Source organism: Alteribacter lacisalsi, assembly GCF_003226345.1.
GTDB classification, from domain to species: Bacteria; Bacillota; Bacilli; order Bacillales; family Salisediminibacteriaceae; genus Alteribacter; species Alteribacter lacisalsi.
In genome coordinates, this window is the sequence record NZ_PDOF01000002.1 from 256,252 (window position 1) to 281,863 (window position 25,612).

Genomic DNA, 25,612 nt, shown 5'->3' on the forward strand with positions numbered 1-25,612 from the left:
AATTTCGTTTTATGAACGAAAATCCGAATTTATAAGCGAAGTTTTCATTTTATAAGCGAAACGCCCTGTTTATGAGCGAAAATCCGAATTTATAAGCGATAACCAGGGCAGACACTCGAGTTGCACTGAAACGACCACCCCCCCCCAATCTGAAAGGAGCCTTCCTATTATGAAAGTACTTGTTATCGGCAAAGGCGGGCGCGAGCATGCGCTGGCCTGGGCCTTTCATAAAAGTCCGAACGTGACCGAAGTGATTGCCGCGCCGGGAAGTGACGGCATGGGAGACGTGGCACGATGCGTGCCGATTGCTGAAACGGATCATGACGGGATCATCGCGCTGGCACAAGACGAACAGACCGGGCTTGTTGTGATCGGGCCGGAAGCGCCTCTAGTGGATGGTCTGGCTGACCGGCTCCAGGAGGCAGACGTTCCCGTTTTCGGTCCGACAGCGGCCGCTGCCCAGGTGGAAGGCAGCAAGGAATTTGCCAAGCAGATGATGAAAAAGTACGCTATTCCAACAGCCCGCTACGACGTGTTTCACAGCCTCGAGCAGGCGAAGAGGTACGTGTCCGAGCAGGGCGCACCGATCGTCATTAAAGCGGATGGCCTTGCGGCAGGAAAAGGCGTCGTCGTGGCGCAGACCGAAGCGGAAGCCTTTGAGGCGCTTGAGCAGATGCTCGATACGAAAGCGTTCGGAGAGGCAGGGGCGCGTGTTGTAATTGAAGAATGCCTCGAAGGCGAAGAGTGCTCACTCATGGCGTTTGTGCACGGGGAAACGGTGGTGCCGATGGTGACTGCCCAGGATCACAAGCGGGCGTTTGATAACGATCAGGGCCCCAACACAGGCGGTATGGGCGCTTATTCCCCCGTTCCGCACATGAGCAGCGACATGATCCGGGAGGCAGAGGAAACCATTGTAAGAAAAATGGCCAAAGCCCTCTCTGCAGAAGGAACGCCGTTCACCGGTTTTCTTTATGCTGGTCTGATGATGACAGAAGACGGGCCGAAGGTGATTGAATTTAACGCCCGCTTCGGTGATCCGGAAGCCCAGGTGATTCTGCCGAGGCTTGAGACGCCTCTTGATGAAGTGATTACCGCTGTCATGAGCGGCGAGGAGATTGCGGCCAGGTGGACGCCGGACTCTTGTATCGGCGTGGTGCTTGCATCAGAGGGGTACCCGGCATCGTATGAAAAAGGCACGGCCCTTGATGACCTTCTTTTTGACGGAGAGAGAAGCATTCCTTTTTTTCACGCAGGAACGAAAAAGACGCCGTCGGGTTGGGTGACCGACGGCGGCAGGGTAGGGCTGGTGACGGCGATGCGGCCGTCATTGAAGGACGCGATGGACGAGGTGTACAGCGTGATGGGTGGCCTCGCACTTGACGGTCTGTTTTACCGGACGGACATTGGTGCACGGGCCGTTACTGCCGTGCGCGCCCCCGGTCCCAGATAAACAGAATCATCGCGAGTGACCCGATCAGCATGAGAAAAATGAAGACAGTGTCGGTTGCGTATTCCCAGAGCAAGTTGACCGCTCCTTTCTGAATAAGGTGCCTCCGCATGTGCGGCAGGCACCTTTTGGTATGCTGGGGTTATTTGCGTACGTTACGACGGATTAAGGGGGTCGATGTCGAACTCGCCGCCTTCTCCGCCCTGGCGATGGTCGTCCATATTCTCCATGCCTTCCTCAACCGCGTAGGTGACAGGGCAAAAGCGGGTGATGCCTTCTGCAATTTTCAGTGAGCCGATGATCGCTACAAAGAGCGGCATGCCTTCCTTCGGCTTGCGGGTAAGGCGGGCGGTGGCCCAGGCGAGGATTGTAAATCCGGCAGCGATGCGGATGAGGGCGTTGATGAGCCCGATGTTTGGTCTGATCATGTTGAACAACTCCTTTTCGTAAGCGTTTTCAAATATTTTCGGACAATTTACATTTCTTTGATGATTTAAAGTGCTGTGCATGATACGATGGGGGAAACTTCTAACGCTCAGGTGATCACAATGTTAAATCAGCCAATCGAATGGACAAAAACAGAGATCCGTAAACAGCTGGATGTTGTCCGCGGGGATGAACCGCCGACAACGGTTATAAAGAATGCCCGCTGGCTGAACAGCGCAACGGGCCGGTGGCGAGAGGGCCACATCTGGATTCATCACGACCGGATCGTGTACGTTGGGGAAAGTCTGCCGGAGCCGTCCGGCCGAACCCGTACGTATGACGCAGAGGGCAGGCCTGTGGTGCCGGGATACATTGAGCATCATGCCCATCCGTTTCAGTTATATCATCCCCTCAGTTTTGCCCGGTATGCATCAGAGCGGGGAACAACCACACTGATCAACGACAACATGAGTCTTTTTTTGCAGTATGACAAAAAGAAAGCGTTTTCTTTTCTGGAAGCGATGCAACAGACGCCGGTGCTGATGCTGTGGTGGGCGCGCTATGACGCTCAGACGGCGCTTTTGGATCACGACGAAAAATTCACTTACCGGAATATGATGGACTGGCTTGACCATCCGTATGTGGTGCAGGGCGGCGAGCTCACGGACTGGCCGAGTGTGCTGAAGGGCAACGAAAGTATGCTGCACTGGATGCAGGAAACGAAAGCCCGGGGCAAGCGGATTGAGGGGCACATGCCGGGGGCAGGGGAGCGGACGCTTACCCAGCTGGCACTAACAGGCGTGGATTCGGATCATGAAGCGATGACCGGGGAGGAGCTTCTCCGCCGTCTCGATCTCGGCTACACGACGAGTATGCGTTATTCGTCGATCCGGCCTGATCTGCCGGTCCTGCTTGACACGGTTCGGGAAGAGGGGCTCAGCAGCAGTGACAAGCTGCTTATGACCACGGACGGTTCGCCTCCGAAGGTGATGGAGGAAGGTGTAATGGACCGCCTTATCGAAATTGCGCTTGGAAAAGGAATCCCATTTATTGATGCGGTTAACATGGCCACGTATAATGTAGCTAAACATTATCGTCTTGATCATGTGCTCGGCATGATTGCACCTGGACGTCTGGCGAACATCAACATTCTTCACTCGGAAGCCGATCCCCGCCCGGCGTCGGTCATGGCAAAAGGGGAGTGGGTCGTGAAGGACAGCGAGGTGCAGGGGCACAAGCCGGATCCTGACTGGAAGGAGCTCGGGCTGCCGCCATTTGAGCTCGACTGGGAACTCACGATGGAGGACCTGCAGTTTTCCATGCCGCTCGGTCTTGAAATGATTAATGACGTCATTATCAAACCGTACCGTCCGGGCACAATGATGCTTGCCGATGAGATCCCGCCTGACAGTGACGAATGCTTCTTTTTACTCGTGGACCGGTATGGAAAATGGCGGGTCAATACTATTATTAAAGGCTTTGCCGGAGATCTGTACGGGATGGCCAGTTCGTTTTCCAATACGGGGGATCTCGTTCTGATCGGGAAAAGCAAGCAAGGGCTGCTTGATGCATTTCAGGCGCTTAAAAAACAGGGGGGCGGAATTGTTCTTGCGGGAGAAGACGGCGTGGAAGCGTCGGTTCCCCTTACCTTGAACGGCAAAATGAGCACCCTGGAACTTCCGGACATCGCCGAGCAGGAGCGTCATCTGTTAAGGGTTCTCCAGCAGAAGGGATACCGATACGGGGATCCGGTTTATGCATTCCTGTTCTTTTCCGCCACCCACCTGCCGTATGTGCGGGTGACCCAGAAGGGGATCTTTGATGTGAAACAAAAAAAGGTACTCTTTCCTGCAATAATGCGGTAAAATATAAAAGTAAACGGCCCTGTTCCGGTTTCGTAACAGAGCCGGGTAAAAGGGGTCTACAGAAGAATGAAAACGGGAAAGTGGCTGTTATCTGCGGTGTTGTGCTTTGGTGTTTTAGCGGCAGCGTGCAGCGGTAATGATGCAGCGGGAGAAGATGATATAGAGAATGCTCCCGGTATGAGTGAGGAGAGCGATGGAACCCCGGAGGCAGCGGCGAATCAGGACAGCGAGTACGCCTATCGGATGCCTCTGACCGGTATCGGTTCGGATCAGGAGGTCACCCGCACGGCGTTCGGTGTGATGATGGAAAACTCCGTGAGCGCCCGTCCGCAGACCGGCCTGTATCAGGCAGACCTTGTGTATGAAGTGCTTTCTGAAGGGAACATTACCCGCTTTCTGACGTTTTACCACAGCAATGAGCCGGAGGAAATCGGCCCGGTTCGAAGCGCAAGAGACTATTACGTTCATTTAAATAACGGCTACAACGCGATTTACGTATCAGCAGGAGGCAGCTCGGACGGTCTTGCTCTTGCTGAAAGCCCGGATGTCCCCTACATCAGCGGACTTGTGTATGACGGCCGCTATTTCAGCCGGTCGGCGGAACGATCAGCGCCGCACAATATGTACACAAGCTATGAAGATCTTGTGACAGTGTCGGAGCAGCTCGGCCACGATCTGTTTGACGGGCCGCCGGAACTCCCGTTTAGCGGAGAGCTTTCAGCGGGTAAACCGGCAGTAAGCTTTGAAATAAACTACGGCAGCACGGCCAACAATGTCGCATACAAGTATGACGCGGCTCTCGGCGGCTACCAGCGCTTTAACGGCGGTGTGGCGATCATAGATCACCGGGACGGCACACCGGTAGCTCCGGCCAGTGTTTTTGCAGTGGAAATGGAGCACCGGGTGATCGACGAACTCGGCCGCCGGGACATTGACATTTCGTCCGGAGGCGACGCCTACCTGTTTCGGGAAGGCACTGTCGAGGCGGTGGAATGGAAAAATGTCGACGGCGCGATTCTGCCGTTTAAGGACGGAGAGCCTGTCGGTTTTTCCCCGGGACAGACATGGATTAATGTGATGCCGGATCTGGACCGCTTAACGATATACGATTGACGCGCACGGAAGCCGGTGGTTTTCCGGAGAATGAGGATGACGGAAAAGACGGAGGTTCCGGCGCAACCCTGCAGTAAAGGAAAGGATGATTGACCATGCAAATTAACAAATTGAGAGGAAAAGAACTCGACCAGCTGTTTGATTCGATTCTGAGCCTCAAGGATAAAGAAGAATGCTATCAGTTTTTTGATGACCTCTGTACGATGAACGAAATTCAGTCTCTCGGCCAGCGTCTTGAAGTAGCGCGCATGCTTATGGACGGGGACACGTACCAGAAGATTGAAAAAGACACAGGAGCGAGTACTGCTACGATTTCACGGGTCAAGCGCTGCATCAACTACGGAAACGACGGCTACCGCATGACGCTGGAGCGTGTGAAAGAGCAGCAGGAGACGAAATAATAAAAGATTGGGGCACACCTTTCCAGCAGGAGGGTGTGTTTTTTGTGTGAGGAGATTTTTTTGGGTGGTTGGGGCTGGGGTTAGGGTGTTTCGTATGCGGTTTGAGACTCAATGGCAGGGTTAAGTGTCCTGCCATTGGGGAGTCCGGACATAACTTTTGACTGGTGGGAAGAAATGTCCGAACTCTGCCAAAGTCCGGACATAACTTTTAATTGGTAGGAAGAAGTGTCCGAACTATGCCAAAGTCGGGACATAACTTTTGATTGGTAGGAAGAAATGTCCGAACTCTGCCAAAGTCCGGCCATAACTTTTAATTGGTAGGAAGAAGTGTCCGAACTATGCCAAAGTCCGGCCATAACTTTTAATTGGCGGGAAGAAGTGTCCGAACTATGCCAAAGTCGGGACACTAGCCGGCGACGACACCTCCTTTGCTGTCGTTGCCGCCCCGGTCACAAAATTCTCCGAAATCCCTTGCCACGTCATAGTGAGACGCAGGCTTATTTTTGATATACTTATGTGATGAGTTAACCAAGACACGTTTATTTCTGGAGGATATCACCATGCTCGAATATCACGAATGGCAGCATGTTTTTAAGCTTGATCCGAATAAAACGATAGATGATGATGCCCTGGAGGCGGTGTGCGAGTCGGGAACGGACGCGGTTATTGTCGGCGGCACCGATGGGGTGACCGAGGACAATACGCTCGATCTGCTCATGCGGATTCGCCGCTACTCGGTCGCCTGCGCCCTTGAGGTGAGTAGCCTCGATGCCGTCACGCCGGGCTTTGACTACTACCTGATCCCGTCGGTCGTGAACACGGATAACGTCGAGTGGGTGAACGGCCGCCACCATGCGGCGATCCGGGATTTCGGTCCCGTGATGAACTGGGACGAAGTGCTCTCGGAAGCCTATTGCGTTTTGAACCCCGAGGCAAAAGTGGCCAGACTGACGGAGGCAAAAACCGATCTCACTGAAGACGACATTGTCGCCTACGCGCGCATGACCGAGAACCTGATCCGCATGCCTGTTTTTTACCTGGAGTACAGCGGCACCTACGGAGATCCGGCTGTGGTGGAAGCGGCAGCGGGTGTACTGAAGCATACCCGCCTGTTTTACGGCGGTGGCATCACCAATCCTGAACAGGCAGCAGAAATGGCCGCGCACGCCGACACCATCGTCGTAGGCAACGCCATTTATGATAATCTGAAGAAAGCCCTCAAGACCGTTAAAGCGGTGAAAGAGAAATAACGAAATACGCGAAGGCATTCCCATAGCCGGGAAAATCAACATATACACACCCGCCCCTATGCGGTAAAATAGAATAAAACAAGAACATATGTTTGGAGTGGTGAACATGGAACGAGTCAGTGACCAGCTGACAGCAGGACTCAATCCTGAACAGCAGAAGGCGGTAAAGCATTCGAACGGACCGCTTCTTATCATGGCCGGAGCCGGAAGCGGCAAGACCCGGGTGCTTACCCACCGCATCGCCTACCTGATCGGTGAAAAAGGCGTAGCCCCGTGGTCGATTCTCGCCATTACATTTACAAACAAAGCAGCCCGTGAAATGAAGGACCGGGTCGGCCGGATCGTTGCGGGACCGGGAGCTGAGGACATCTGGATTTCCACCTTTCACTCCATGTGCGTGCGCATGCTGCGCCGGGACGTGGACAGAATCGGTGTAAACCGGAACTTTACGATTCTTGATGGCTCCGATCAGCAGACCGTTATGAAACGGCTCATGAAAGAGCAGAATATCGATACGAAGAAATTCGAACCCCGGAGCATTCTCGGCACGATCAGCTCGGCGAAAAACGAACTGAAAACACCGGAAGACTACGGCAAAACCGCCAACGGACCCTACGAGGATACTGTGCACAAGCTCTATACCGCGTACCAGAAGGAACTGAAAAAGAACCATGCGATGGACTTTGACGACCTGATCATGAAGACGATCACGCTCTTTAAGAAGGTCCCTGAAGTGCTGGAATTTTACCAGCGCAAGTTTCAGTACGTGATGGTCGACGAGTACCAGGATACGAACCGGGCCCAGTATGTGCTCGTTCAGATGCTGGCGGACCGTCACAAAAATATCTGCGTGGTCGGGGACTCGGATCAGTCGATCTACCGGTGGCGCGGGGCGGACATTCAGAACATCCTGAGCTTTGAAAAGGACTATCCAAACTCTACGGTAATCCTGCTCGAGCAGAACTACCGCTCCACGAAGACAATTCTGAAGGCGGCAAACGACGTGATCGGCAACAACGCCGGCCGGAAGAAGAAAAATCTCTGGACCGAAAACGACGACGGGGACAAGCTCCGCTACTATGAAGCGGACAATGAGCACGACGAAGCCCAGCACATCGTTGGGAAGGTCAGGGAAATGCTCGACTCCGGTACGTACAAGGAGTCCGACATTGCCGTGTTGTACCGGACGAACGCCCAGTCCCGTGTGATCGAGGAGATGTTCGTCAAATCGAACCTCAACTATACGATCGTCGGCGGCACGAAGTTCTACGACAGAAAAGAGATCAAGGACGTGCTTGCGTACCTTCGCGTTGTGGCGAACCCGGACGATGACATCAGCCTGCGCCGAATTATTAACGTGCCGAAGCGCGGCATCGGTGCTTCCACCCTGGACAAAATCGCCCACTTTGCGGATATGCAGGACATTTCCATGTACCGGGCGCTTCAGGACGTGAACGAAATCGGTCTTTCTGCGCGTGCGCGTAACGCGCTGGCAGAATTTATCGACCAGTTAAGTAACTGGGTTCAGATGCAGGATTACCTGAGCGTCACCGAACTTGTGGAAGAGCTGATCGATAAGACCGGCTACCGGGCAATGCTGAAAAACGACAAGAGCCTCGAATCAGAGAGCCGTCTTGAAAACGTGGAGGAATTTCTCACCGTAACGAAGGACTTTGAAGAATCGAACGAAGATAAATCCCTGATCGCCTTCCTGACCGATCTCGCGCTTATTGCCGATATCGATAAAGTGGAGGAAGACGAGGAAACGGGCGAGCCGGAGGAGCAGATCATTCTTATGACACTTCACTCCGCCAAAGGACTCGAGTTTCCGGTCGTGTTTCTGATCGGCATGGAGGAAGGCGTGTTCCCGCACAGCCGCTCGCTTATGGAAGAAGCGGAAATGGAAGAGGAACGCCGTCTGGCCTACGTGGGCATTACCCGGGCGGAAAAAGAGCTGCACCTTTCCCGTGCCCGGATGCGGACCCTTTACGGCCGCACAAATATGAACCCGGCGTCACGCTTTTTAAGTGAGATTCCGGAAGACCTGCTTGACGCGGTCAAAGAAGACCAGGCACAGCCGGCGTGGATGAAAACGTCCCGCCAGACGCCGGGAAGCCAGGGCGGTTTCGGAGGCCGTTCTGGCGGCGCCGCAGCCGGAGGCTTTGGAGGCAGACCGGCTGCCGCACCGCAGAAACGCCGCACAACCATGCGTACGACGACAACCCAGACAGGCGGCGACGGCTTCACATGGTCTGTCGGTGATAAAGCAGCCCATAAAAAATGGGGCACCGGTACGGTCGTCAGCATGAAGGGCGACGGAGAGAACGTGGAACTGGATATCGCATTTCCGAATGTGGGTGTGAAGAGGCTGTTCGCCAAATTCGCCCCGATTACGAAGCAGTAAGGTGGGACCACGATGGACGAGAAAAACGCACAAGAGCAGATCAATCAGCTGACAGATACATTAAACGACTATGCCTACCACTACTACGTCCTTGACGAGCCGAAGGTAAGCGACGCCGAATACGACCATCTTCTGAAAGAACTGATGGAACTTGAGGACGCTCATCCAACGCTTAAGCGCGACGATTCGCCAACGGAACGGGTAGGCGGAGAGATCCTCGAATCTTTTAAAAAAGTAAGGCACGAGGTGCCGATGCTGAGCCTGTCGAATGCTTTCAATGCGGAGGATCTCCGGGATTTTGACAGAAGGGTTCAGCAGGGTACCGGGAGGAAGGCGCGCTACAGTTGCGAGTTGAAGATTGACGGGCTGGCGGTGACGCTCAAGTACGAGAAGGGGCGGTTTGTGCGCGGGGCGACGCGCGGTGACGGAACGGTCGGCGAGGATATTACGAGCAACCTGAAGACGATTCCGTCGATTCCTCTGCGCCTTAAGGAAGAGGCGGATATTGAGGTGCGGGGCGAGGCGTTTATGCCGAAGCGGTCGTTTGAGCGGCTGAACGAGGAGAAGGAGGAGCGTGGTGAGCAGCTGTTTGCGAACCCGAGGAACGCGGCGGCGGGGTCGCTGCGCCAGCTCGATCCGAAGATTGCCTCCAAGCGGAATCTCGATATTTTCGTCTACTCGATCGGAAAGCTTGAGGGAAAGCGGGTCGATTCCCACCACGAGGCGCTCCAGTATGTAAGCGAGCTCGGGTTTAAAATTAACCGTGAGTATCAAATCTGCGAGACGATCGATGAAGTGATCGACTACTGCGAAAGCTGGCTCGATAAGCGGGCCGATCTCCCGTACGAGATCGACGGAATCGTGATCAAGGTGGACAGCCTGACGGACCAGGAGGAGCTCGGCTTTACGGCGAAGAGCCCGCGCTGGGCGACGGCGTACAAGTTTCCTGCTGAGGAAGTCGTGACCACGCTTGAGGATATTACGCTTAACGTCGGGCGTACCGGGGTTGTGACGCCGACCGCGATTCTCGCACCGGTGGCGGTTGCGGGGACGACGGTGAAGCGCGCTTCCCTTCACAACGAGGACCTGATCCGGGAAAAGGATCTGAAGCTCGGGGACAAGGTGACGATTAAAAAAGCCGGCGACATCATTCCGGAAGTGGTCAACGTGCTTACCGAGCAGCGGACCGGTGACGAGCGTGATTTTTCAATGCCGACGCACTGTCCGGAATGTGAGAGCGAGCTGGACCGGATTGAAGGGGAAGTGGCGCTTCGCTGTATGAATCCGAAATGCCCGGCGCAGATCCGGGAGGGGCTCATCCACTTTGTGAGCCGAAACGCGATGAACATCGACGGTCTCGGCGAGCGGGTGATTGCCCAGCTGTTTGCCCACGGCCTTATTGAAGACGTGGCCGATCTGTACCGTCTGGAACGTGAGGAGCTGTTAAAGCTCGAGAGGATGGGCGAGAAGTCGGTCGATAATCTGCTTAACGCGATCGAGGCGACGAAGGAGAACAGCATGGAAAAACTGCTGTTCGGTCTCGGCATCCGTCACGTAGGCTCGAAGGCGGCGCAGACGCTTGCGATGCATTTTGAATCGATGGATGGGCTGAAGAACGCGTCCCGTGAGGATCTGATGGCGATTCATGAGATCGGTGATAAGATGGCGGACGCGGTCGTCACGTACTTTGAGAAGCCGGAAGTAGCGGAACTGATCGAAGAGCTCCGGGAAGCGGGCGTGAACCTTACGTACACCGGGCCAAAGCTTCAGAACGCGGACGAGATCGACTCGCCGTTTGCCGGAAAAACGATCGTACTGACCGGTTCACTGGAGCAGATGACACGAAACGAAGCGAAAAAACAGATTGAGCTTTTGGGCGGCAGCGTGACCGGCAGCGTCAGCAAAAAGACGGACCTGCTGATTGCGGGGGAAAGTGCCGGTTCGAAGCTCACAAAAGCGCAGGATTTAAACATAGAAATATGGGATGAAGCGAAAATGCTGGAGCAGCTGAACCAGTAGCAGGGAAAGGCGGGAAGAAATTTTCTGCCTGAACGGAGTGGTTCGGCATGAGGCTTTAGCGCTGGTGACGGAGGGGAAAGTGCAGTGTTTTTGTCACCGGAGGTAAGCAGTCATCACATTGAGGAGTGAATCAAATGGTCAGAAGACTTAGTGTCATCGGCCTTGCAGGTGTTCTTTTTCTCACCGGCTGTCTGCCCGGAGATGATGGGGAAGAGGATGAAACAGAGGTAGTAGAAGAAGAGGAGCAGCCCGAATATACGACCACCCCGACGATCGACACGCCGGAAAGCTATTACCGGAACGTGCTTCAGGACGGGAAGTTTCTCCGCAGTCCGGCACGGGGAAGTGTGTCCCATGCGATGGGAAACCGGGTGGATGTGGATCAGTTTGAGCTCGGCCTGATGGAAATTGCGTCGGCTCATTTCAGCCGGGACGATTACTTTTTCCAGGACGGCCAGATTTTAAGCGGCAGTGTGATTAACAGCTGGCTGCGCCGGCTCGGTCCTTATGATGACAGTCTTGAGAATGCAAATCGCTACGTGCACGGGCTGAACCCGTCCATGTATACAAGCGAGGAACTGGAGTATGTGGAGGCGGTGAACCGTGGCGAAGATGTGGAGGAAAATGAAGCGCTGGACGTGAGTCCGTCTGACTGGAGTATGGACGAGCGTGAACAGCGGATGCGGGAGAATCCCGCCTTTCTTTCCCACATCATGGAGCATAATTACATGGTGCAGGACGGGGAGGACAGCGTGGCTCTTGGCGGCATCGTGATCGGGATGGGCATGCGCCAGACGTACAACTTTTCGATTACGGATGACGACGGAGGCATTCACCGTTTCGAACAGTCTCTCGATGCCGAGCAGGTGGAGGAAGCTGCTCGGCAGCGGGCAGAAGCCGTGGTAAGCCGGATCCGCACATCGGATAACGTGGATGAGGACACGCCGATCGTTGTGGCGCTCTACCAGGAGGAGCGCCGTAATTCCCTCGTTCCGGGAAGCTTTGTGGCTGTTGCCCGCTCTGACAGCGGCGACAATCTCGGCAGCTGGGAAACGCTTGATGAAGACCATTACTTCTTCCCGTCCAATCAGGGTACAGAAAACCGCAGAGATGATGCGGAAGCGTTCTCGGCCTTTAAGACGGAAGCGGAGGATTTCTTTGACCACGCTGTCGGCATTGTCGGCAAAGGACGCTACAAGAGCGGAAGCATGGAGGAATTCCGGATTGAGGTGAACCTCCAGTCGCACGGCAAGGCGGAAATCATCGCCTTAACGCAGCACCTGGCAGGGTTAACGCAGGAATACCTTCCATTTGATGCACCGGTGAAAATCTACCTGGAGTCTGTGAACGGCACGGAAGCAGTCGTCGTTTCCTATCCGGACGAGGAACCGTTCATTCACGTTCACTAGACTGGCAGTGAGCCAGGTAAGGATAAAAGCAGGAGCCGTCTCTTCTAATGGAAGGGGCGGTTTTTTTGTGGGGACTTGAGCTGAATGGACGGGGCGAGAGAAGGATTTGCGACTTAATTCAGAATTGGAGAGGGGTTAGGTCGTGAAAGTAGAGGATTTGCGACTTAATTCAGAATTGGAGAGGAGTTAGGTCGTGAAAGGGGAGGATTTGCGACTTAACTCAGAATTGGAGAGGAGTTAGGTTGTGAAAGTAGAGGATTTACGACTTAACTCCGGAGTTGGAGAGGAGTTAGGTCGTGAAAGTAGAGGATTTGCGACTTAATTCAGAATTGGAGAGGAGTTAGGTCGTGAAAGGGGAGGATTTACGACTTAACTCTGAATTGGAGAGGGGTTAGGTCGTGAAAGGCCGACGTATAGTATGACATAACTTACTCAGCTGCAGGTATGGGGATTCCTCGAAGAAAAATCGATAAATGTCCGCTTTTTGTGACAAATATGTGAAACCCTCAAATTTATTTTAATTTTTTTTGATGAATATATATGTCTATATGAAAATGAAAACGGTTAATTTGAGGGTGATTATGAATATTAATACAAACAAACGTCAACTTAATAATAATTGGAATGTTCAAAATTTAAAAGTGTGGTATGATTCTGCTTGTGCGTTGAAGTTGGGCGTGCGACAGCTGCAGACCTGGCAGGCGGTGATTGCATATTGGTGTATATCGCCTTCTCGGTATCTGTGCGGCGGTTATTTTGAGTAAAGTCAGTCAGTAAAGCAAATGCTAACAAATACTTGGAATTGCGCCTGTTTTCTTCAAGCTAGTTAAAGGAGGGAAAGAATAAGTGGAATATTCACTTACTACTGGAACCTGGTTTTGGCTACTTGTTCCAATGCTTACAATCGTTATTCTATCCATCATTACTTTTTTCACTGAAAGGAGCAGCTAATCAGCAATGGAAACCGCAACGTTAGTTACGTTTATAGTTTACTTAGTTGGTATGCTCGCAATCGGACTTGTGGCATACAAAATGACAAGCAATTTATCTGATTACGTACTCGGGGGACGCCGTCTCGGCGGAAGTGTTGCCGCACTGAGTGCCGGTGCATCGGACATGAGCTCGTGGCTCCTGCTCGGTCTGCCTGGTGCCATGTATGTAGCAGGTATGACGGAGATCTGGATCGCAGTCGGTCTGGCCGTCGGTGCGTACTTAAACTGGCAGTTCATCGCCAAACGTCTCCGTGTATACACGGAAATTGCAGGTGACTCAATCACCCTGCCTGATTTCTTTGAAAACCGGTTCAGAGACGAGTCGAAAATCCTTCGTGTCGTGTCTGCCCTGGTTATTTTAGTATTCTTTGCCTTTTACACGAGTTCCGGACTGGTAGGGGGAGCGCTTCTGTTCTCATCCTCATTCGGATTCGACTATACAACAGCCCTGTGGATCGGTGCGATTGTCATCATCTCGTACACTTTCCTCGGCGGATTCCTGGCTGTCAGCTGGACTGACTTTGCCCAGGGGATTCTCATGTTCCTCGCGCTCATCATTGTGCCGATTGTGGCGATCAACCAGATGGGTGGCTGGGGCGAAACCGTGAACCAGATCGGTGAAATTGACCCAAGCTATCTTGATGTATTTGCCGGTACGACGGTGATCGGAATTATCTCCCTGCTTGCATGGGGTCTCGGTTACTTCGGTCAGCCGCACATCGTGGCACGTTTTATGGCGATCAAGTCGAAAGACGAGATTCCGAAAGCCCGTCTTGTGGGGATTACGTGGATGGTATTCGCCCTCTTTGGTGCGATTTTCACAGGTTTCATCGGGATCGCGTACTTTGCTGACGCCCCGCTTGCGGACGGCGCGCAGGAAACGGTGTTTATCGAGTTTACCCAGGTTCTTTTTAACCCTTGGGTATCCGGTTTCCTTCTTGCAGCCATCCTGGCAGCAATTATGAGTACGATCGACTCCCAGCTTCTTGTGTCTTCTTCTGCACTCACAGAGGATTTCTACAAAGCGATTTTCCGTAAGCAGGCTTCGCAGCAGGAGCTTGTATGGGTCGGACGCCTCGGCGTACTGCTCATCGCCCTGTTTGCGATCTTCCTTGCGTACAATCCGGAAGCAACCGTACTTGAGCTTGTCGGATACGCATGGGCAGGCTTTGGTGCCGCCTTCGGTCCGGTCATCATTCTCGCTCTCTTCTGGAAGCGGATGACGGGCAACGGTGCCCTTGCCGGCATGATCGTCGGTGGTGCGACAGTCATTCTGTGGGGCTTCCTTCCTGAAGGATTCGCGCTTGCAGAGCTGTATGAAATCGTACCCGGCTTTATCCTTGCCTGGATCGCGATCATGGTCGTGAGTCTGGCTGGATCCGAGCCATCTGACGAAGTTCAGAAGCAGTTTGAAGAAGTACAGAATAACCTTTAATTTTTAATAGAGAGCCTCCTCCGCGCGTATGTGCGGGGGAGGTTTTTTTGTGCGGGGAAGGTGTGTGGGGCGGGCTCAGTGGGCTAAGGACGGTTAGGAAATAATAAGGACGCTTGGGAAATAACAAGGACGCTTAGGAAATAACACGAACGTTAAGGAAATAATAAGCACGTTAAACCGCCCCCGCCCCTATCCTCTTTTAGGAAAACCGCCCCACTCCCCGCGCCCCGTCTGTTGCTTGCGTACTTCAATTTTGATAAGATCAGTTTATTACTGAAAAGAACGTACAGGCGCCTGCGCGGTCAGGGTTCGGTCCTGCTGCCTGGCGCCTGATCCATGACTGGAGGTTTTACGGAATGGAACGGATAACAAAAAGCCAGATCAAGCACGTGGCGCACCTGGCGCGGCTTGAATTTACGGATCACGAAGTGGAGATGTTCTCCGAGCAACTGGATTCGATTATCAACTTTGCCGAACAGCTCAATGAGCTCGACACCTCAAACGTGGAGCCGACCTCCCACGTGTTTGACGTGCGCAATGTGCTTCGTGAAGACGAAGTGAAGCCGTCGCTCGAGCAGGACGAAGCGCTGAAAAACGCCCCGGCCACGAAAGACGGACAAGTGAAAATTCCAACCGTGTTTGAATAAAGGAGGTACGCAGATGTCTATTCTTGACCAGCGATTTGCTCAGATTCACGAGCAGTTACATAAAAAAGAGCTGTCTGTGAGTGACCTTGTGGATGCGTCGTACAAACGAATCCATGAAGTGGACGGCACAATCAATGCGTTTATTCATTTAAATGAAGAAGGTGCCCGCAGCCAGGCGAAAAAGATGGATGATCATCTTGGAAAGAACGACATCACGAGCGTTCTCTTCGGTCTTCCGGCAGGCATTAAGGACAACATCAGCACAAAAGGTCTGAGAACGACCTGTGCGAGTAAAATACTCGACCGGTTTGAACCGCTGTACAACGCAACGGTCATGAACAAGCTTGAAACCGAGCAGAGCATTAACATTGGAAAAGTAAACATGGACGAGTTTGCCATGGGATCGTCCAATGAAAATTCCGCCTACGGGGTCGTGCGCAACCCTTGGGACCCGGATCGTGTACCGGGCGGTTCAAGCGGCGGGTCGGCAGCGACGGTTGCAGCCGGGGAAGTCATGTTTTCCCTCGGTACCGACACAGGCGGATCGATCCGCGAGCCTGCTGCATTCTGCGGCTGCGTCGGGCTGAAACCAACATACGGCCGGGTGTCGCGCTTTGGTCTCGTGGCGTTTGCCTCATCTCTTGATCAGATCGGCCCACTCACCCGAACGGTGGAAGATAACGCTCACGTACTGCAGGCGATTTCGGGCCACGATCCGATGGATTCCACGAGCGCCGGCGTGGACGTGCCTACGTTTGTGGATGCCCTGACCGGGGATCTGCGCGGCAAGAAGATTGCCGTCCCTCAGGAGTATTTCAATGAAGGGGTCGACATCGAGGTTCGTAACAGTGTGCGCGAAGCCCTTGCGGTTCTTGAAAAACAGGGGGCAACGTGGGAGGAAGTTTCCCTTCCCCATACGAAATATGCCATTGCGACGTACTACCTGCTTGCCTCGTCGGAAGCGTCGGCGAATCTGTCGCGCTTTGACGGAATCCGCTACGGGGAACGGGTGGAGGACGAGCGCCTCATTGAAACGTACATGAAAACCCGCAGTAAATACTTCGGCAACGAAGTGAAGCGCCGTGTCATGCTCGGTACGTTTGCGCTCAGCTCAGGATATTACGACGCCCTTTATAAAAAAGCGCAGAAGGTCCGTACGCTCATTAAGCAGGATTTTGATGAAATCTTCCTGAAGTATGATGCAGTTGTGGGTCCGACCACGCCGACGACGGCCTTTAAAATCGGCGATAAAATTGACGATCCGCTCACGATGTATATGACGGATATTCTCACGGTTCCCGTGAGCCTTGCAGGGCTGCCGGCGATCAGTGTGCCGTGCGGTTTTTCCGAAGGCATGCCGGTCGGACTGCAGGTTATCGGCAACCATTTCGATGAAAAAACAGTCTACCAGGTGGCGCATGCGTTTGAGCAGGCCACAGACTACCATAAACAGAAGCCGGAACTATAAGGGGGGAGAAGACGAATGAACTTTGAAACGGTCATCGGCCTTGAAGTACACGTGGAACTGAAAACCGATTCGAAAATTTTCTGCGGCTGCTCCACCGAATTCGGCGCACCGCCAAACACCCATACATGCCCGATCTGTCTCGGTCACCCGGGGGTCTTGCCGGTCCTGAACAGAAAAGCTGTGGATTTTGCCATGCGGGCGGCTCTTGCGCTTAACTGTGACGTGGCACAGGAAACGAAATTTGACCGGAAGAACTATTTCTATCCGGACAGTCCCAAAGCGTATCAGATCAGCCAGTTTGACCAGCCGATCGCTGAAAATGGCTGGATTGATATTAACGTAAACGGCGAAACGAAGCGGATCGGCATTACCCGCCTTCATCTCGAGGAGGACGCGGGCAAGCTGACACACGTTGACGGCGAACACTACTCCCTTGTGGACTTTAACCGTGTGGGCACGCCGCTCATCGAGATCGTGAGCGAGCCGGATCTCCGTTCACCGGAGGAAGCCTACGCCTATCTGGAAAAATTGAAGGCCATCATGCAGTACACAGACGTGTCCGACTGCAAAATGGAGGAAGGTTCTCTCCGCTGTGACGCGAACATCTCGATCCGTCCTGCGGGTCAGAAGAAGTTCGGTACGAAAACGGAGCTGAAGAACCTGAACTCGTTTATGAACGTGCAGAAAGGAATCGCTTACGAGGAAGTACGCCAGGAGAACGAAATTCTCGGCGGCGGAAAAATTCTTCAGGAAACGCGGCGCTGGGATGCGGACGGGAAAAAGACGATCCTTATGCGGATCAAAGAGGGGTCTGACGACTACCGCTACTTCCCTGAGCCGGATCTGGTGAACCTCTACATTGAGGACGAGTGGAAGGAGCGTGTCCGCGGTGAAATTCCTGAACTTCCGGACGAGCGCCAGAAACGTTACGTAAAAGAGCTGGAGCTTCCGGAATACGACGCCCAGGTGCTCACACAGCAGAAGGTGATGAGCGACTTTTTCGAGGAAGGGCTTGAAAAAGGCGCACCGCCGAAGCTTCTGTCCAACTGGATGATGGGGGAAGTGAGCGCGTGGCTTAAAGCGAACAACAAGGACATTACAGAAGTGCCGATGACGCCTGAAGGGCTTGCCGGGATGATTGCGTTGATCGAAGACGGCACCATCTCGAGCAAAATTGCCAAAAAGGTGTTCAAGGAACTGATCGAAAACGGCGGCGATGCCAAAAAGATCGTAAAAGATAAAGGCCTGGTTCAAATTTCGGACGAAGGCGAGATCAGAAAAATGGTCAATGACGTGCTCGACTCGAACGAACAGTCGATTGCCGACTACAAGGACGGCAAGGAAAAAGCACTCGGTTTCCTCGTTGGCCAGGTGATGAAAGCCTCTCGGGGGAAAGCAAACCCGCAGATGGTCAACACGCTTCTGGCAGATGAGATGGAGAAACGATAGATTTCTGATTGGGGGACCGCCGCACGAAGGCTTTGTGCGGCGGCTTTCCTTTACCCGTTTTTCATGCGAGCAGTCCGGGTGACATGATGGCCCAAACCTGTTAGGATAAATATTTGTGTAACCGGCTGGCATATTCAGATGGCCTGCCGCATAAGATACTTGTACTTTCCAGACCCAGAAAATAAAACCGGAGGGGTGGTAACGTGAAGAAAGACGCTGTAAAATTCATTTTTGCTGCGATGACAGCCCTTGTCTTTTTTACCGGGACGATCGCTCTGGTGATTCTCGGTATACGCGGCATCGGGTCCAACCTGGTGCAGATTGAATCAGGCATGAGCGTGTTTTTGTTTGCTCTTGCCACATTCGGCTGGATCATTCCATTGCAGCTGCTGTCGGTGCTTCGGATGATTCCAATACAGAAACGGCGCATGCGGATGATTTTTCCCTACGCCGAGCGTCTGTTTCAGGTGAGTATTTTCGTTCTTTACCTGCTCGGACTGAACATGGTCATACCGGCCGTAAACTTTTCAAGCGCCGGCATGATCGCTTTTGCAGGCGTGATGGTGCTGCTGGCAAAGGTGCTGTTTATGAAGATCAACGCCGAGGCGAGAAAAGTCCGTCGCAGGGAGCTTGAAAAGCAGCTCAGCCGTGATTAAAGGATCGATTATGCCTTTTTGAAAATGAATGATGGAACGTAAGGCTGCGACTCCAGCGGGAAAAGCAACAGGCGAAGACCCCGGAGGGTGATGTTCCCGAGGAGGCTGAGACGTTGCCCGCGGAAAGCGCAGCCTGCAGTGTAAAAAACAACACTCTTAATCAAAAGAAGGTCCCGGGAGCGCCTGTTACAGGGCGCGGGGACCTTCTTTTTTCATACATACAAACGAATGAGGCCTGTCGCTCACCGGGCTCAGGAACGACTGATTCTTTACAAATCCGGCCCGCTCATACAGACGAATCGCCCGCTCGTTCTGTTTAATGACCACCAGGCGGAAGCAGCCGGTCCTGTGGCGCTCACCGAGAAACGTGAGCACAGCGGACAGAAAGAGACGGCCCCGCCCTTTTCCCGTCTGACAAGGCTTCATGCCGATGCCGATATCGATGTAGGCGCTGTTGTCATACACACCGGCATCGTAACCGCCCGGTACCCGCGCCTCTTCACCGGTGCAGCAGTAACCGGCAAGGTCCCCTTCCATGTCCATGCACGCATAGTAATCCCCGCTCAAAAGCTCATCAAGGCAGTCTTTCGTCGGTTCCAGATTATAAAGGTCGTAAGGAGGAGGATACCGCCAGAAGAGGATTTCCTCAGCGAATGAGCAGGTCATTTTCGTAAAAGTGTAGGGATGTTTCTGACTGTGACGCATCGTCTTCACCTCGTAAAAATGGTTTCGACAGAGCGGATGAAAATCCTTTTTTTTCAGGCAGGACAGGATAGGAAAAAAAGATCCGGCGATTTTTCCACCTATACAGGAATCAGCCTTGCGTTTAACGAAAGGAAAGAGAGATGCATGATTTCGCAGTTTCAACTGAAAATAAGTCAATTTTCAACACGACTGTGATAATTAAACAAACGTTTATTTGATAGTCGAATCCAGACTGGTTTTGACGATAAAGGAGACAGAACGATGCCATTTTCACACCGGCTCACCTCAAAAAAACAGCTGGCAGCGCTTGCCGGAGAGCCGAGCGAGCTTGTCAAACAGAAAACGATTGACCGCCTTGACGGGCACTGCCGGGAGCTGATCGCCCGTTCGCCGTTTGTGGTGATTTCAACCGCTGACGCAAGCGGGAACTGCGATGCGTCTCCACGGGGCGACGGGCCAGGCTTTGTGCACGCGGTGGACGACAAGCGGCTCGTGATTCCGGAAAGGCCGGGCAATAAACGAATGGATACGCTGTACAACCTCCTTGAAAATGACCGGATCGGGCTTCTTTTTCTGATTCCGGGGTTTGGGGAGACGCTTCGTATCAACGGGCGTGCGGCGGTCATTACTGACCGTGATCTCCTTGAGCCGTGTGCGGTCAGGGGGAAAGTGCCTGCTCTCGGCATCGGAGTGGAAGCCGATGAGTGCTTTATCCACTGTGCGAAGGCGATGAAGCGTTCCGGAATCTGGACACCGGAAAAATGGCCGGACGTCTCGGATCTTCCGAAAGCGGCAGTGATGCTCGCTGACCACGCTGGAATTGGAAGAGGCGGGAGCGGAGCTCTTGAAGAGAGGCTGGAAAAAGGATACCGGGAAAACCTCTATTAAAACAGGCACCAGTGATTATGAAACAAGCACAGTCAGCAGAGGATGCTTCTCATATACTGAAAAGACATCAGGATTTAGAGAAGAGGTCGGTGTATGATAGGTGTAATAATCGGAAAGAAAGAATTTAAGCGAATACAAAGCGGCACAGCAAAAAATGAATATCTTCCGGCTTACGTGGCATTCGTGAATGCCTATATGACGCCGGTAATGTTTTTTGTGCTCAATTCCGGTGCGGTGGGCGAAGGTAAAACCCGAGCTGTAGTGTTTGAACCGGGAGGCCGGCGTTCGGAAGGAATTCTGCCGCTGCCGAACCGCGTCTACTGCCGTTCAATTCTGTCTCCGGGTCAGCGTGAGCTTGCACAGCAGATTCAGGATAAAGGAATCACAACCGTTTACCAGCTGCAATCAAAACGGGAACGGGATAAACTGCGGCATATGAATATACTGCGCAAAGACCGATCCGGGCTTTTTCAGGTTCCGGAGACAAAGGCGCTGTCATGGCAGCAGCTCCAGAATATGCTCAGGAAACACAAAAAGGTTATTGTTAAGCTAAGAAATGGGGCATTGGGCAGGAGGGTATACTCTATTTCAAAGACAGGTACAAAATACCTTTTAACCTCTTCCAGAAAGGGAGAAATGAATAAAAACGTGTATACAGCAGCAGGCCTGCGCCGTTTTTTCCGACAGAGGAAGATGCAGAGAAAGCGCTGGGTCGTTCAGCAGTATGTTGCTGCAAAAAAACAGGCCGGGCGTACATTGGAATGCCGTTTCAGCGTACAGAAGGGAGAGACAGGCGAGTGGATGGTTGCCGCCAAAGCGATTCGCCTGTCCCGAAAAGGCCATTTTCTGACCAACGTGGCACAGGGAGCGACGGCAGTTCCGTTTTCCGAGGCAGCCTTGCAGGCAGCCGCTCCCGGAATGGAGAAAAAGCTGAATAGGGCCAGTATCCAGATCGCACGCCGACTTGAAAAATCACTGCCGGTCATCGATCTTGGTCTCGATCTCATGATCGATCCGGATGACCGTATCTGGTTGATCGAAGCGAATCAGAAAGATCAGCGGCTCACTTATAGGTATGCCGGTATGGAAGCAGAATACAGAGAAACGTTTATGAATCCACTGCGGTACCTGCTGAGCCGGAGGCATTAACGGTAACAGTTTCAGATTGGGGATGGACCAGATGAGTATACGAACGGAACGACTCGTTCTCACGCCCTGCGCAAAGGATTTGTACCATATGATTAAGGACGATTATCCGTGCGGGGCTCACATTATGAATTATATGCAGGATGTAGAGGAAGATCCGGAGCTGGCGGGCTGGGGCTGCTGGTTTGCATTTAGAAACGGCCGGGTCATCGGCGACCTCGGATTCAAAGGCAAGCCCTCGCCGCTTAGAACAGTGGAAATCGGCTACGGTTTTCTTCCGGAAGTCCGCAACACGGGATACGCCACCGAGAGTGCCCGTGCGCTCATCGGCTGGGCTTTTTCCACCGGGAAAGTGGACAAGATCCTCGCCGAATGCCACAAAGAAAACCAGTCGTCGATCCGCGTCCTCGAAAAACTCGGTTTTGAATCGTTCAGAGAAGGCGACGGCCTCATCTTTTGGCAGCTCTCAGGTAAAACGGGGACGGTTCTCACGTGACATTCGGGCAACGATATAAAACAGAAGAAAGCAGAGGTGTGAAATGGGGACGTTTCTTACGTGACATCCGGCGATGCCGATGGATGTGACGCAGGAACCGTCCCCGTGTGACTATGGACTGGAAAGCTTACAATGATTTAGCCTGGCTTGAGCCGATTATTGCGCCGGCAGAAGAGTACAGAGAAGAGGCTGAGCGTTACATAGAGGCAATCACTGCGAAACTCGCCCGCAAAGCGCCGGGGAAACCGGCGATGCTGCATCTCGGCTGCGGGGCAGGCGGGCACGATGCCCATTTCAAACACCACTTCCGGGTCACCGGTGTAGACGTGAGCCCGGGGCAGCTCGAAATCGCTGCCGGGCGCAACCCTGAGGTGGATTACAAGCCGGGGGACATGCGCACCTTTGATCTGGACCGCCGGTTTGATGTGGTGGCGATTCCCGATTCGATCATGTACATGACAACGAAAGAGGACCTGAAAGCTGTCTTGGCTGATGGTGCGAGACACCTTGCTCCGGGAGGCGTCCTGTTTTTCGTGGTCCATACGAAAGAAGAATTCCAAAATAACAATTTTGTCTACACAGCAGAGGAAGACGGGGGACAGCTCCACGTGACCGTCTTTGAAAACAACCACATCCTCCCCGGCGGTGACAGCTACGAGGCGGCAATGGTGTTTTTGATCCGGGAAAATGCCCAGCTTCGCATCGAGCATGACGTGCACACACTCGGACTATTCAACCTGGACACGTGGATGAATGCCCTGAAGGAAGAAGGGTTCACAGCCGATGTGAAAAACGCCGACGACCTTTACGATCACGCCCTGATGGAGAACGGAGAATACAAGCTGAAAATGTTCACTTGCACGAAAAAATGAAAAACGGGGACGGTTCTCGTGTCACATTCGCGCTGCGGCTGCGAATGTCACGTAAGAACCGTCCCCAATTAGCATCTTTTACTCGCGGATCTGCTGCCGGCGGACCCAGAGCGTCGCCGCCCATTTTTCCCCCTGCACCACCGGCGAGCCGGCGTGAAGCGTAAGGGCGTTCGTTTTCTGTTCAGAATAGAAATATTCAAAGTACACCGCTGTTCCCCGTTTTGGCGGAATTGAGAGACCCAGCTTCGGAAACACGGTTTCCCCGCCTTCCTCCACATCATTCAAGTACACAATCATCGTCGCAATCCGGTTGTTCACTTCGGCTCTCGTAAACGAGTCCATGTGCGCGCGATATTCCTCGCCCGGCTGGTAATGGAGCACGTGCAGGTCCTCTGCATTGGTCAGGGGCATCCCCATCATCACACTTAGCCGGCGCTCCACTTCTGATACAACCGGAGAATAATGCTCATCAAGAAAAACACCGCTGCTCGTCCGCATCGCGTGCTCGCGCTTGTCCGTGCCAATCTTCGAGCGTTTTAGATGTGCGCGGCTAACCTCAATCACTGCATCGCACTCCGCATCATCCAGGACATTCTCAAAAACCGCGATTGCCGGCTCCGCTGAAAGCAGGCTGACCGCCATCTCCCGTCCGTCGACTTCCACCGAATTCCCTGAAAAAGAGAACATCGACTGCTCTTTCACTTTCTGGTTCAACCAGGTTCCTCCTCTGACGGAACACATTCCGTTTTCTTAATTTTAGCAAAAAAAGCACAGAGAAGGTGGGTTATTTTTATGTCGCCGGAAAAATCAACCCCGGGGTGAGCGAGTCAACGGGCTCAAGTCAGAGGTGCAAACAAGCGTTCCAAATAATATTTGCCATGGGAGATCCAATGTAGAAAAGAATAATTTGGATAATTATGTTAAAGTGGAAAAAGGTAGACAAAACACTCATCTGAAGGACAAAATTTTACTAAACATAGAGAAAGAATGTCGATTTCTTAGGAGGATCTATGGAAAATCTGCATATGGAACATCATTTCAGCCGCATTTATGAGCAACGAGACCATTTTCTTACCAAGACCCGCCCTCTGCATGATCGGGTGTGGACCCGACCCCAACCTGAAAAATGGTCAATTGGGGAGACCTATTATCACCTTTATCTGATGGTTAAGCGGTTGAGACAGTTAAATAATATTTACCTTCCACTACTCAGTCCAATAGCAAAAAGGAAAAAAAAAGAGGGCTTTCCTAAACAGAGTGAAGACATTTATACGCTTTATAAAAAGAAGAACGGTAAATCCATGAGATCTCCTTTTGTTCTTCTCCCGCCGAAGAATGCGAAAGACAGAATGACTTTTCATCACCTTGTTGGCTGTACCAGCCGTGAAACAAGGAAGTTAGAAGCACAGGTTTTATCCTTGAATGAAGCAGCTGCCGGCCACATCCGGTATCCGGATCCACTTGCACATTATCCAAATATCTTTCAAAGTATTGATTTGCTTGGCATTCATGAAAGACATCACTTTCAGCTCTGTGAAAGGTACTATCAGCTAAACTAAATACCGGCAGCTATTCCGTAAATGCCCCATTTTCCAAAAGGTAAAGATGCTGTACATAAAGTGTCAGGTAGTTCAGCATAACGACAGAAGTAAAAAAAAGGAAACTTTATTAAGCCAATATCGTCAAGATCTTTCAAGGGGGGAGCGATATGAAGAATCATTTACTAGTCATATTACTATTTATGTTTCTGACAGCTTGCAGTCAATCCAATTCAGGTGGAAGCTATGCAACCATCGTTGTCGTAAATAACATTGAATATGGTGGTTCGGAAGAAAATATGAGTCATTATGAAATTGACAAACCCATTGGTAAAGTGACCAGGAAAGTAAATGCCAATCAATTCCCCCAAAACAATCAATCGAACTATTTTGAAACAGATTCTGTTATTTATTCTGTAAAAAATGACCCTAATTTTATCATTATAGAAAACAATAACGGTGACCTGCAGCTCCTGCAAAAGGCTCCAGGGCAAAATTAAGTTCAATAACCTATAGAGAAGCGGTAAAAATGTTTTTATACTTAAAGCAAACCGCTTGATGTGAAATGGAGGAATAGGTCGTGAACATACAATGCAGTATATTTGTCACTTCGGTTCATCATGAACCAACGAAAGAGAATACGAACACACTAGTAAAAACGTTTGAATCACATTTCCGTCCTGCAGTTGGCGATATTATTGATGATCCCGGATTTGATCCACGCTTTCATAACGGTTACGAGGTTGCCAAAGTATTCATTAATTACTCTTCAAATGAGTGTCTAGTTTCACTTGCCCCGATGGTTATTGAAAGAGAGGAAATCACTGCTGCCGAGTATATGGAAAAGCTCCAGAACAATGGCTGGAGCATCCAGAAAAACATCTAGCTAGACCTTTCACATGGTAACACGATACGTATTTCAGGCTTTCAACCCCTTAATAATAAGGCTCTGTTAAAGTCTATTGTTGATTTACGCTTACTGC

24 protein-coding genes are annotated in these 25,612 nt (G+C 52.2%); 20 read left to right on the forward strand and 4 right to left on the reverse strand.

The window, feature by feature from the left end:
* Positions 1-169: 169 nt before the first annotated feature.
* Positions 170-1,453, forward strand: coding sequence for a phosphoribosylamine--glycine ligase (gene purD / locus CR205_RS12680; protein ID WP_110520368.1), 1,284 nt, complete (start codon positions 170-172; stop codon positions 1,451-1,453).
* Here purD and CR205_RS20810 read toward each other — a convergent pair.
* A complete protein-coding gene (locus CR205_RS20810; protein ID WP_328587725.1) occupies positions 1,422-1,526 on the reverse strand; it encodes an EYxxD motif small membrane protein in 105 nt (34 codons plus the stop codon). The two genes, purD and CR205_RS20810, sit on opposite strands and share 32 nt — an antisense overlap.
* 79 nt (positions 1,527-1,605) lie before the next feature.
* Positions 1,606-1,878, reverse strand: coding sequence for a YgaP family membrane protein (locus CR205_RS12685; protein WP_110520370.1), 273 nt, complete (start codon positions 1,876-1,878; stop codon positions 1,606-1,608).
* Positions 1,879-1,998: 120 nt separating this feature from the next.
* On the opposite strand from CR205_RS12685, the gene CR205_RS12690 reads away from it, so the two are divergent.
* The 12 genes from CR205_RS12690 (at position 1,999) to CR205_RS12745 (ending at position 18,984) form a co-directional block, all read left to right on the forward strand.
* Complete coding sequence (locus tag CR205_RS12690; protein ID WP_110520372.1) at positions 1,999-3,741, forward strand: adenine deaminase C-terminal domain-containing protein; 1,743 nt, start codon at positions 1,999-2,001, stop codon at positions 3,739-3,741.
* Positions 3,742-3,807: 66 nt separating this feature from the next.
* Positions 3,808-4,854 (forward strand): DUF3048 domain-containing protein, encoded by a 1,047-nt coding sequence (locus tag CR205_RS12695; protein WP_110520374.1) that lies wholly within the window; start codon positions 3,808-3,810, stop codon positions 4,852-4,854.
* A gap of 95 nt (positions 4,855-4,949) precedes the next feature.
* Positions 4,950-5,255 carry a YerC/YecD family TrpR-related protein gene (locus CR205_RS12700; RefSeq protein ID WP_110520376.1) on the forward strand — a complete coding sequence of 102 codons (306 nt, stop codon included), beginning with the start codon at positions 4,950-4,952 and terminating at the stop codon, positions 5,253-5,255.
* Positions 5,256-5,815: 560 nt separating this feature from the next.
* Entirely contained in the window at positions 5,816-6,505 is a 690-nt protein-coding gene (pcrB, locus tag CR205_RS12705) for a heptaprenylglyceryl phosphate synthase (RefSeq protein ID WP_110520378.1), read from the forward strand.
* Positions 6,506-6,611: 106 nt separating this feature from the next.
* Positions 6,612-8,909 (forward strand): DNA helicase PcrA, encoded by a 2,298-nt coding sequence (gene pcrA / locus CR205_RS12710; RefSeq protein ID WP_110520380.1) that lies wholly within the window; start codon positions 6,612-6,614, stop codon positions 8,907-8,909.
* A 12-nt stretch (positions 8,910-8,921) separates the two neighbouring features.
* Entirely contained in the window at positions 8,922-10,928 is a 2,007-nt protein-coding gene (gene ligA, locus CR205_RS12715) for an NAD-dependent DNA ligase LigA (protein ID WP_110520382.1), read from the forward strand.
* 134 nt (positions 10,929-11,062) lie between these two features.
* Entirely contained in the window at positions 11,063-12,337 is a 1,275-nt protein-coding gene (locus CR205_RS12720; protein WP_110520385.1) for a CamS family sex pheromone protein, read from the forward strand.
* A 957-nt stretch (positions 12,338-13,294) separates the two neighbouring features.
* On the forward strand, positions 13,295-14,764 hold the full coding sequence (gene putP / locus CR205_RS12725) for a sodium/proline symporter PutP (RefSeq protein ID WP_110520387.1): 1,470 nt from the start codon (positions 13,295-13,297) through the stop codon (positions 14,762-14,764).
* Positions 14,765-15,120: 356 nt separating this feature from the next.
* Positions 15,121-15,411, forward strand: a complete 291-nt coding sequence (gene gatC, locus CR205_RS12730) for an Asp-tRNA(Asn)/Glu-tRNA(Gln) amidotransferase subunit GatC (RefSeq protein ID WP_110520389.1) — start codon at positions 15,121-15,123, stop codon at positions 15,409-15,411.
* Between the two features lie 13 nt (positions 15,412-15,424).
* Positions 15,425-16,879, forward strand: a complete 1,455-nt coding sequence (gene gatA, locus CR205_RS12735) for an Asp-tRNA(Asn)/Glu-tRNA(Gln) amidotransferase subunit GatA (RefSeq protein WP_110520391.1) — start codon at positions 15,425-15,427, stop codon at positions 16,877-16,879.
* Positions 16,880-16,894: 15 nt separating this feature from the next.
* Complete coding sequence (gene gatB / locus CR205_RS12740) at positions 16,895-18,328, forward strand: Asp-tRNA(Asn)/Glu-tRNA(Gln) amidotransferase subunit GatB (protein ID WP_110520393.1); 1,434 nt, start codon at positions 16,895-16,897, stop codon at positions 18,326-18,328.
* Between the two features lie 203 nt (positions 18,329-18,531).
* A complete protein-coding gene (locus tag CR205_RS12745) occupies positions 18,532-18,984 on the forward strand; it encodes a hypothetical protein (protein WP_110520395.1) in 453 nt (150 codons plus the stop codon).
* Positions 18,985-19,170: 186 nt separating this feature from the next.
* On the opposite strand, the gene CR205_RS12750 is transcribed toward CR205_RS12745, so the two are convergent.
* Positions 19,171-19,689 (reverse strand): GNAT family N-acetyltransferase, encoded by a 519-nt coding sequence (locus CR205_RS12750; protein WP_110520397.1) that lies wholly within the window; start codon positions 19,687-19,689, stop codon positions 19,171-19,173.
* A gap of 261 nt (positions 19,690-19,950) precedes the next feature.
* Here CR205_RS12750 and CR205_RS12760 point away from each other — a divergent pair, with 261 nt between their 5' ends.
* The 4 genes from CR205_RS12760 (at position 19,951) to CR205_RS12775 (ending at position 23,091) form a co-directional block, all read left to right on the forward strand.
* The gene (locus tag CR205_RS12760) at positions 19,951-20,577 is read left to right on the forward strand and encodes a pyridoxamine 5'-phosphate oxidase family protein (protein WP_110520401.1); all 627 of its coding nucleotides are present in this window, start codon (positions 19,951-19,953) and stop codon (positions 20,575-20,577) included.
* A gap of 93 nt (positions 20,578-20,670) precedes the next feature.
* Positions 20,671-21,726 (forward strand): YheC/YheD family protein, encoded by a 1,056-nt coding sequence (locus tag CR205_RS12765; RefSeq protein ID WP_110520403.1) that lies wholly within the window; start codon positions 20,671-20,673, stop codon positions 21,724-21,726.
* A gap of 31 nt (positions 21,727-21,757) precedes the next feature.
* Entirely contained in the window at positions 21,758-22,219 is a 462-nt protein-coding gene (locus tag CR205_RS12770; protein WP_110520947.1) for a GNAT family N-acetyltransferase, read from the forward strand.
* 113 nt (positions 22,220-22,332) lie between these two features.
* A complete protein-coding gene (locus CR205_RS12775; RefSeq protein WP_110520406.1) occupies positions 22,333-23,091 on the forward strand; it encodes a class I SAM-dependent methyltransferase in 759 nt (252 codons plus the stop codon).
* Positions 23,092-23,169: 78 nt separating this feature from the next.
* On the opposite strand, the gene CR205_RS12780 is transcribed toward CR205_RS12775, so the two are convergent.
* On the reverse strand, positions 23,170-23,778 hold the full coding sequence (locus CR205_RS12780; RefSeq protein ID WP_407923576.1) for a 2OG-Fe(II) oxygenase: 609 nt from the start codon (positions 23,776-23,778) through the stop codon (positions 23,170-23,172).
* A 323-nt stretch (positions 23,779-24,101) separates the two neighbouring features.
* On the opposite strand from CR205_RS12780, the gene CR205_RS12785 reads away from it, so the two are divergent.
* The 3 genes from CR205_RS12785 (at position 24,102) to CR205_RS12795 (ending at position 25,515) form a co-directional block, all read left to right on the forward strand.
* Positions 24,102-24,650 carry a DinB family protein gene (locus CR205_RS12785; protein ID WP_236634798.1) on the forward strand — a complete coding sequence of 183 codons (549 nt, stop codon included), beginning with the start codon at positions 24,102-24,104 and terminating at the stop codon, positions 24,648-24,650.
* A gap of 149 nt (positions 24,651-24,799) precedes the next feature.
* Positions 24,800-25,129: a hypothetical protein gene (locus tag CR205_RS12790; protein WP_110520410.1), complete on the forward strand. Its 330-nt coding sequence runs from the start codon at positions 24,800-24,802 to the stop codon at positions 25,127-25,129.
* Between the two features lie 80 nt (positions 25,130-25,209).
* Positions 25,210-25,515, forward strand: coding sequence for a hypothetical protein (locus tag CR205_RS12795; protein ID WP_110520412.1), 306 nt, complete (start codon positions 25,210-25,212; stop codon positions 25,513-25,515).
* Positions 25,516-25,612 lie beyond the last annotated feature (97 nt).

Coding starts and splice junctions, on each gene's coding strand:
- CR205_RS12685 (WP_110520370.1), bottom strand. CDS start 1,878: ATGATCAGACCAAACATCGGGCTCATCAACGCCCTCATCCGCATCGCT.
- CR205_RS12775 (WP_110520406.1), top strand. CDS start 22,333: ATGGACTGGAAAGCTTACAATGATTTAGCCTGGCTTGAGCCGATTATT.
- CR205_RS12695 (WP_110520374.1), top strand. CDS start 3,808: ATGAAAACGGGAAAGTGGCTGTTATCTGCGGTGTTGTGCTTTGGTGTT.
- CR205_RS12700 (WP_110520376.1), top strand. CDS start 4,950: ATGCAAATTAACAAATTGAGAGGAAAAGAACTCGACCAGCTGTTTGAT.
- purD (WP_110520368.1), top strand. CDS start 170: ATGAAAGTACTTGTTATCGGCAAAGGCGGGCGCGAGCATGCGCTGGCC.
- CR205_RS12790 (WP_110520410.1), top strand. CDS start 24,800: ATGAAGAATCATTTACTAGTCATATTACTATTTATGTTTCTGACAGCT.
- gatC (WP_110520389.1), top strand. CDS start 15,121: ATGGAACGGATAACAAAAAGCCAGATCAAGCACGTGGCGCACCTGGCG.
- pcrB (WP_110520378.1), top strand. CDS start 5,816: ATGCTCGAATATCACGAATGGCAGCATGTTTTTAAGCTTGATCCGAAT.
- CR205_RS12780 (WP_407923576.1), bottom strand. CDS start 23,778: ATGTTCTCTTTTTCAGGGAATTCGGTGGAAGTCGACGGACGGGAGATG.
- gatA (WP_110520391.1), top strand. CDS start 15,425: ATGTCTATTCTTGACCAGCGATTTGCTCAGATTCACGAGCAGTTACAT.
- CR205_RS12720 (WP_110520385.1), top strand. CDS start 11,063: ATGGTCAGAAGACTTAGTGTCATCGGCCTTGCAGGTGTTCTTTTTCTC.
- gatB (WP_110520393.1), top strand. CDS start 16,895: ATGAACTTTGAAACGGTCATCGGCCTTGAAGTACACGTGGAACTGAAA.
- CR205_RS12760 (WP_110520401.1), top strand. CDS start 19,951: ATGCCATTTTCACACCGGCTCACCTCAAAAAAACAGCTGGCAGCGCTT.
- CR205_RS12690 (WP_110520372.1), top strand. CDS start 1,999: ATGTTAAATCAGCCAATCGAATGGACAAAAACAGAGATCCGTAAACAG.
- pcrA (WP_110520380.1), top strand. CDS start 6,612: ATGGAACGAGTCAGTGACCAGCTGACAGCAGGACTCAATCCTGAACAG.
- putP (WP_110520387.1), top strand. CDS start 13,295: ATGGAAACCGCAACGTTAGTTACGTTTATAGTTTACTTAGTTGGTATG.
- CR205_RS12770 (WP_110520947.1), top strand. CDS start 21,758: ATGAGTATACGAACGGAACGACTCGTTCTCACGCCCTGCGCAAAGGAT.
- CR205_RS12785 (WP_236634798.1), top strand. CDS start 24,102: ATGGAAAATCTGCATATGGAACATCATTTCAGCCGCATTTATGAGCAA.
- ligA (WP_110520382.1), top strand. CDS start 8,922: ATGGACGAGAAAAACGCACAAGAGCAGATCAATCAGCTGACAGATACA.
- CR205_RS12750 (WP_110520397.1), bottom strand. CDS start 19,689: ATGCGTCACAGTCAGAAACATCCCTACACTTTTACGAAAATGACCTGC.
- CR205_RS12765 (WP_110520403.1), top strand. CDS start 20,671: ATGATAGGTGTAATAATCGGAAAGAAAGAATTTAAGCGAATACAAAGC.